At 71.3% G+C, this 7,494-nt stretch carries 4 protein-coding genes; 3 read left to right on the top strand and 1 reads right to left on the bottom strand.

Going from position 1 to position 7,494, the window contains the following annotated elements:
* Window positions 1-164 precede the first annotated feature (164 nt).
* Window positions 165-2,450, bottom strand: coding sequence for an ATP-dependent RecD-like DNA helicase (locus tag ACFYZE_RS16505; RefSeq protein WP_388993636.1), 2,286 nt, complete (start codon window positions 2,448-2,450; stop codon window positions 165-167).
* Between the two features lie 380 nt (window positions 2,451-2,830).
* Between ACFYZE_RS16505 and ACFYZE_RS16510 the strand changes: the two genes are divergently transcribed.
* The 3 genes from ACFYZE_RS16510 to ACFYZE_RS16520 are packed head-to-tail and all read left to right on the top strand — an operon-like array spanning window position 2,831 to window position 7,333.
* Entirely contained in the window at window positions 2,831-3,871 is a 1,041-nt protein-coding gene (locus ACFYZE_RS16510) for a LacI family DNA-binding transcriptional regulator (RefSeq protein WP_388993639.1), read from the top strand.
* Window positions 3,868-5,397, top strand: coding sequence for a sugar ABC transporter ATP-binding protein (locus ACFYZE_RS16515; protein ID WP_388993642.1), 1,530 nt, complete (start codon window positions 3,868-3,870; stop codon window positions 5,395-5,397). The genes ACFYZE_RS16510 and ACFYZE_RS16515 overlap by 4 nt, the downstream gene beginning before the upstream one ends.
* Window positions 5,387-7,333: a substrate-binding domain-containing protein gene (locus ACFYZE_RS16520; protein ID WP_388993645.1), complete on the top strand. Its 1,947-nt coding sequence runs from the start codon at window positions 5,387-5,389 to the stop codon at window positions 7,331-7,333. Before ACFYZE_RS16515 ends, ACFYZE_RS16520 begins: the two co-directional genes overlap by 11 nt.
* Window positions 7,334-7,494: the final 161 nt, after the last annotated feature.

A 7,494-nucleotide genomic window follows, 5' to 3' on the forward strand; every position in this document is an offset into this window, starting at 1 on the left:
GTCGGCCGTTGGGCTCATCGGCGGCACTGAGTGCCGTCAACCTGCTCATCCTGCCCCCCTCCGACCGGTTCCGGAAGTGCTCTGTGACCTTCGCGACTCATTTGATCGATCATTTTTTCCATGACCGGGGTGACGGGGCGGAGCCGCCGGGTCGACGGGAGGGTTCAGCCGTCCAGGGGCCGTGGCGACAGCCTGAAGTCCAGTGCCGTGCAGCGGCGGCCGGCCGACACCGTGCGTACCGCCTGCCCGATCGCCTTGCGTGAACCGACGAGCACCACCAGCTTCTTGGCCCGGGTGACCGCGGTGTAGAGCAGGTTGCGCTGGAGCATCATCCAGGCCCCGGTGGTGACCGGGATGACCACCGCCGGATACTCGCTGCCCTGGGAGCGGTGGATCGTCACCGCGTAGGCGTGGGCCAGCTCGTCGAGCTCGTCGAACTCGTACGCCACCTCCTCGTCCTCGTCCGTCAGCACCGTCAGGCGCTGATCGACCGGGTCGAGCGCGGTGACCACGCCGACGGTGCCGTTGAAGACACCGTTCTTGCCCTTCTCGTAATTGTTGCGAATCTGGGTCACCTTGTCGCCGACGCGGAAGACGCGGCCGCCGAACCGCTTCTCGGGCAGGTCCGGGCGGGCGGGGGTGATCGCCTGCTGGAGCAGGCCGTTGAGGGTGCCCGCGCCGGCGGGTCCGCGGTGCATGGGCGCCAGCACCTGCACGTCGCGGCGCGGGTCGAGGCCGAAGCGGGCCGGGATCCGCCGCGCCGCCACGTCCACGGTGAGCCGGCCGGCCGCCTCGGTGTCGTCCTCGACGAAGAGGAAGAAGTCCTTCAGGCCGTCGGTGAGGGGGTGCTGTCCGGCATTGATGCGGTGCGCGTTGGTGACGACGCCGGACTGCTGGGCCTGGCGGAACACTCGGGTGAGCCGGACGGCCGGAATCGGGCTGCCGTCGGCCAGCAGGTCCCGGAGGACCTCGCCGGCACCCACGCTCGGCAGCTGGTCGACGTCGCCGACGAAGAGGAGGTGGGCGCCGGGCGGCACGGCCTTGACCAGCTTGTTGGCGAGCAGCAGGTCGAGCATGGAGGCCTCGTCGACGACGACCAGGTCCGCGTCCAGCGGGCGGTCCCTGTCGTACGCCGCGTCGCCGCCGGGCTTCAGCTCAAGGAGCCGGTGCACGGTGGAGGCCTCGGCGCCGGTCAGCTCGGACAGGCGCTTGGCGGCGCGTCCGGTGGGCGCGGCGAGCACGACCTTGGCCCGCTTGGCCCGGGCCAGCTCGACGATGGACCGTACGGTGAACGACTTGCCGCAGCCGGGACCGCCGGTGAGGACGGCGACCTTCTCGGTCAGCGCAAGCCGTACGGCCTGCTCCTGCTCAGGCGCGAGGTCGGCGCCCGTACGCCCCTTGAGCCAGCCCAGGGCCTTGTCCCAGGCCACGTCCCGGAAGGCGGGCATCCGGTCCTCGTCGGTGCGCAGGAGGCGCAGCAACTGGGCGGAGAGGGAGAGTTCGGCGCGGTGGAAGGGGACCAGGTAGACGGCGGCGACGGGGTCCCCTCCGTCCGGCCCGGGCACCTTCTCCCGTACGACACCGGGGTCGTCGCCGTCCTCGGGGGATGCCGCCAGCTCCGCGAGGCACTCGATGACGAGCCCTGTGTCGACCTGGAGGAGCTTGACGGCGTCGGCGATGAGCTGCTCCTGCGGGAGGTAGCAGTGCCCCTGGTCCGCGGACTGCGACAGCGCGTACTGCAGGCCGGCCTTGACGCGCTCGGGACTGTCGTGCGGGATGCCGACGGACTGGGCGATGCGGTCTGCGGTGAGGAAGCCGATGCCCCAGACGTCGGCGGCGAGCCGGTACGGCTGGTTCCTGACGACGGAGATGGAGGCGTCGCCGTACTTCTTGTAGATGCGGACGGCGATGGAGGTGGACACCTCGACGGTCTGCAGGAAGAGCATGACCTCCTTGATCGCCTTCTGCTCCTCCCAGGCGTCGGCGATCTTCTTGGTGCGCTTCGGGCCGAGGCCGGGGACCTCGATGAGCCGCTCGGGCTCCTCCTCGATGATCTTCAGGGTGTCCAGCCCGAAGTGCTGGGTGATCCGGTCGGCGAAGACGGGCCCGATGCCCTTGACCAGGCCCGAACCGAGGTAGCGGCGGATGCCCTGGACGGTGGCCGGGAGGACGGTCGTGTAGTTCTCCACGGTGAACTGCCGGCCGTACTGGGGGTGCGACCCCCAGCGGCCCTCCATCCTCAGCGACTCCCCCACCTGGGCACCGAGCAGCGCGCCGACGACGGTGAGCAGATCGCCTCCGCCGCGGCCGGTGTCGACGCGGGCGACGGTGTATCCGTTCTCCTCGTTGGCGTACGTGATCCGCTCGAGCACACCCTCCAGCACGGCGAGCCGCCGCTCGCCGCTCCCGGCCGCTTCCGCCAGCCCCGCCCGACTCGCCTCCTTGGTCATGATCCGACGCTACCGCCGGGGTGTGACAGACGGGGGCGGGTGGGCCGGACAACGGTGAGCACGCGGGGGCGGGTGGGCCGGGCAACGGTGAGCACCCGGCAGTTCAGCTCCCGGCAGGGCGCGCTGCCCTGACGCGACGTCAGCCGGTGGCTCCCCTCAACCAGGGAGTCCTCGACGGACGTTGACGACCATCGCACCGACCGCGCCGCTGCCGACCGCGCTGCCCCATGACCCCGCCCGCCCCAAGTGACCCCCGTCACACAGGTCACAATCCGGTCTCGCCCTGACTCCACCCCTTGAAGGCCGGAATGTAATCGTTTCCAATCCTCTTTGTCAGTCGTGAAAACGATTCCACGGACTCACAAGGAGGTGGTCCGGCGATGGCGAGCATCAAGGACGTCGCCGCCGAGGCGGGGCTCTCCGTCGCCACGGTGTCGCGCGTCCTGAACGACCACCCGTCGGTCAGCGCCGAGGCACGCACCCGTGTGCTGGCCGCCGTCGAGGCGCTGGGCTACCGCCCGAACGCCGTCGCCCGGTCCCTGCGCACCGACCAGACCCGCACCCTCGGCCTGGTCATCAGCGACGTGCTCAACCCGTACTTCACCCATCTGGCCCGCTCCGTCGAGGAGGAGGCCCGCGCCCTCGGCTACAGCGTGATCATCGGCAACGCCGACGAGCGGCCCGACCTCCAGGACCACCATGTGCGGACCCTGCTGGACCGGCGGATCGACGGGCTGCTCGTCTCCCCGACGGACGGCGGGTCGCCGCTCATGCTGGACGCCGCGCGGGCCGGCACCCCGATGGTCTTCGTCGACCGGTGGATCGCGGGCGTCGACGTACCCGTCGTACGCTCCGACGGCCGCGCCGCCGTCCACGATCTCGTCCGTCATCTGCACGGGCTGAGCCACCGGCGGCTCGCGATCATCGCCGGTCCGGCGGCGACCACGACCGGCCGTGAGCGTGTCGAGGCCTTCCGCGAGGCGCTGGCCGAGTACGGGCTCCCCCTCCCGGACGCCTACATCGGCCAGGGCGACTTCCAGGCGGAGAGCGGGCGACGCGCCATCGAGGCGTTCCTCGACCTGCCCGAGCCGCCCGAGGTCGTCTTCGCCGCCGACAACCTGATGGCGCTCGGCGCCCTGGACGCCGTCCGGGCGCGCGGGCTGCGGGTGCCGGACGACATCGCGCTCGCCGCGTTCGACGACATCCCGTGGTTCGTGCACACCGATCCGCCGATCACCGCGATCGCCCAGCCCACGGGCCGGCTGGGACGCGCCGCCGTGCGCGCGCTGGTCGACCGCATCGAGGGGCGGCACCCCGAGTCCGTCACCCTCCCCGCCCGTCTCGTCGTACGCCGCTCGTGCGGCGAGCCGCCTGCACAGGCCCCCGCTGTGCAGTTCCCCGTACAAAGGAGCCAGTCGTGAGCAACCCGGACGAGTTGCTGCGCATCGAAGGCATACGCAAGACCTTCCCCGGCGTGGTCGCGCTCGACGGCGTCGACTTCGATCTGCGCCGCGGCGAGGTGCACGTGCTGCTCGGTGAGAACGGCGCGGGCAAGAGCACCCTCATCAAGATGCTCTCCGGCGCCTACCGCCCCGACGCCGGCCGGATCCTGGTCGGCGGCGAGGAGGTGCGCATCCACGGTGCGCAGGACTCCGAGCGCCTCGGGATCGCCACCATCTACCAGGAGTTCAACCTCGTTCCCGACCTGACCGTCGCCGAGAACATCTTCCTGGGCCGCCAGCCGCGCCGTTTCGGCATGATCGACCGCAAGAAGATGGAGGCGGACGCCGCCGAACTCCTCGAACGCGTCGGCGTGCACGTGTCGCCCCGCGCGCGGGTGCGCGAACTGGGCATCGCCCGGCTCCAGATGGTCGAGATCGCGAAGGCGCTCAGCCTCAACGCGCGCGTGCTCATCATGGACGAGCCGACGGCCGTGCTCACCTCCGAAGAGGTCGAGAAGCTGTTCGCCATCGTGCGCTCACTGCGTGAGGACGGCGTCGGCATCGTCTTCATCACCCACCATCTGGAGGAGATCGCCGCTCTCGGGGACCGGGTGACCGTGATCCGCGACGGCAGGAGCGTCGGGCAGGTGCCCGCCTCCACGCCCGAGGACGAGCTCGTGCGCCTCATGGTGGGACGGTCGATCGAGCAGCAGTACCCGCGCGAACGGCCCGATGCCGGCGCGGCGTTGCTCACCGTCGAGGGGCTCACCCGGGACGGGGTCTTCCACGACGTGTCGTTCGAGGTGCGGGCCGGTGAGGTCGTCGGCATCGCGGGGCTGGTGGGGGCCGGCCGTACGGAGGTCGTACGGGCCCTGTTCGGCGCCGATCCCTATGACCGGGGAGCCGTGCGCGTCGCCGGCACCCAGGTGCGCCGCTACGACGTGAACGCCGCGATGGAGGCCGGGATCGGGCTCGTCCCCGAGGACCGCAAGGGCCAGGGGCTCGTCCTTGACGCGTCCATCGAGGAGAACCTCGGACTCGTGACCATGCGGGCCGCGACCCGCGGCGGGCTCGTCGACCGCAAGGGGCAGCACGCCGCCGCGGCCAAGGTCGCCGACCAGCTCCGCGTGCGGATGGCCGGTCTCGGCCAGCACGTGCGCACGCTCTCCGGTGGCAACCAGCAGAAGGTCGTCATCGGCAAGTGGCTCCTGGCGAACACCAAGGTGCTCATCCTCGACGAGCCGACGCGCGGTATCGACGTCGGCGCCAAGGTCGAGATCTACCAGCTGATCAACGAACTCACGGCCGCGGGCGCCGCCGTCCTGATGATCTCCAGCGATCTGCCCGAGGTGCTCGGCATGAGCGACCGGGTGCTGGTGATGGCCCAGGGCCGGATCGCGGGCGAACTGACCGCCGACGAGGCGACGCAGGACTCCGTCATGGCGCTCGCCGTCAGCACACCCACCACGTCTGTGAACGAAATGGAGGCCACCCGTGGCCACTGACACGCTCAAGAGCACAGCGGGCGCCGGTGGCGCCGCGGGGGTCCGCAGACTCCTGCTCGACAACGGCGCGCTCACCGCACTGATCGTCCTCGTCATCGCGATGTCGGCGCTGTCCGGCGACTTCCTGACGACCGACAACCTCCTGAACATCGGCGTCCAGGCGGCCGTCACGGCCATCCTCGCCTTCGGCGTCACCTTCGTGATCGTCTCGGCGGGCATCGACCTGTCGGTGGGTTCGGTCGCCGCGCTGTCGGCCACCGTCCTGGCCTGGAGCGCCACGTCGGCGGGCGTCCCCGTCGCGATAGCGGTGATCCTGGCGATCGCGACCGGCCTCGCCGCCGGCCTCGTCAACGGCATCCTGATCTCGTACGGGAAGCTCCCGCCGTTCATCGCGACCCTCGCCATGCTGTCGGTGGGCCGCGGTCTGTCGCTGGTCATCTCGCAGGGCTCCCCGATCGCGTTCCCGAACTCGGTGTCGCACCTCGGTGACACGCTGGGCGGCTGGCTGCCCGTGCCGGTCCTCGTCATGGTCGTCATGGGCCTGATCACCGCGTTCGTCCTCGGGCGTACGTACATCGGCCGTTCCATGTACGCGATCGGCGGCAACGAGGAAGCGGCCCGTCTGTCGGGTCTGCGGGTGAAGAAGCAGAAGATCGCGATCTACGCGCTGTCGGGTCTGTTCGCCGCGGCCGCGGGCATCGTGCTCGCCGCGCGCCTGTCCTCCGCGCAGCCGCAGGCCGCCAACGGCTACGAGCTGGACGCGATCGCCGCGGTCGTCATCGGCGGCGCCTCCCTCGCGGGCGGCACCGGCAAGGCGTCGGGCACGCTGATCGGCGCGCTGATCCTGGCGGTGCTGCGCAACGGCCTGAACCTCCTGTCGGTGTCCGCCTTCTGGCAGCAGGTCGTCATCGGTGTCGTGATCGCCCTGGCGGTGCTCCTCGACACCGTGCGCCGCAAGGCCGGGGCCACCCCCGTGGCCGCCGGCACCTCTCCGGGCGGCCGGGGCCGGCAGACGCTGACGTACGCGCTCGCGGCCGTGGTCGCGGTGGCCGTGGTGGGCGGGATGTCCTTCCTGCACGGCGGCTCGTCGTCCACCACGCCGAAGGTGGGCCTGTCGCTGTCCACCCTCAACAACCCGTTCTTCGTGCAGATCAAGCAGGGCGCGCAGGCGGAGGCCAAGAAGCTGGGCGTCGACCTGACCGTCACGGACGCGCAGAACGACGCCTCGCAGCAGGCCAACCAGCTGCAGAACTTCACCAGCTCGGGCCTCGGCGCGATCGTCGTCAACCCGGTGGACTCGGACGCCGCGGGTCCGGCGGTGCGGGCCGCGAACAAGGCGGGCGTCCCCGTCGTGGGCGTCGACCGAGGCGTCAACAAGGCGAAGACGGCCGCGCTGGTCGCCTCCGACAACGTCGAGGGCGGCAAGCTGGGCGCCAAGGCGCTGGCCGAGAAGCTCGGCGGCAAGGGCAAGATCGTGATCCTGCAGGGTCTGGCCGGGACGTCCGCGAGCCGTGAGCGCGGCGCGGGCTTCGCGGAGGGCCTGAAGGCCTACCCGGGCATCCAGGTCGTCGCCGAGCAGCCCGCCGACTTCGACCGCACCAAGGGCCTCGACGTGATGACGAACCTCCTCCAGGCCCACCCGGACGTCCAGGGCGTCTTCGCCGAGAACGACGAGATGGCGCTCGGCGCGATCAAGGCGCTGGGGTCGAAGGCCGGGAAGTCCGTCCAGGTCGTCGGCTTCGACGGTGAGCCGGACGGACTCACCGCGGTCAAGGCGGGCACGCTGTACGCGTCGGTGGCGCAGCAGCCCTCGCAGCTGGGCCGGATCGCGGTCGACAACGCGCTGCGGGCCGCTGAGGGCAAGAAGGTCGAGGAAACGGTCATGGTGCCGGTGAAGGTGGTGACCAAGGAGAACGTGGCCGGATTCACCGGCTGATCCGCACCGTCCGGTCGCCACGGCGGGGGGGGGGGGGGCCCCCCCCCCCCCCCCCCCCCCCCCCCCCCCCGACCCCCCCCCCCCCCCCCCCCCCCCCCCCCCCCCACCGCCCCCCCCAGCCCCCCCCCCCCCAAACCCCACCCGCACAACCACCCCCAAAA

It is taken from the genome of Streptomyces sp. NPDC001796 (assembly GCF_042892355.1).
Classification (GTDB): domain Bacteria; phylum Actinomycetota; class Actinomycetes; order Streptomycetales; family Streptomycetaceae; genus Streptomyces.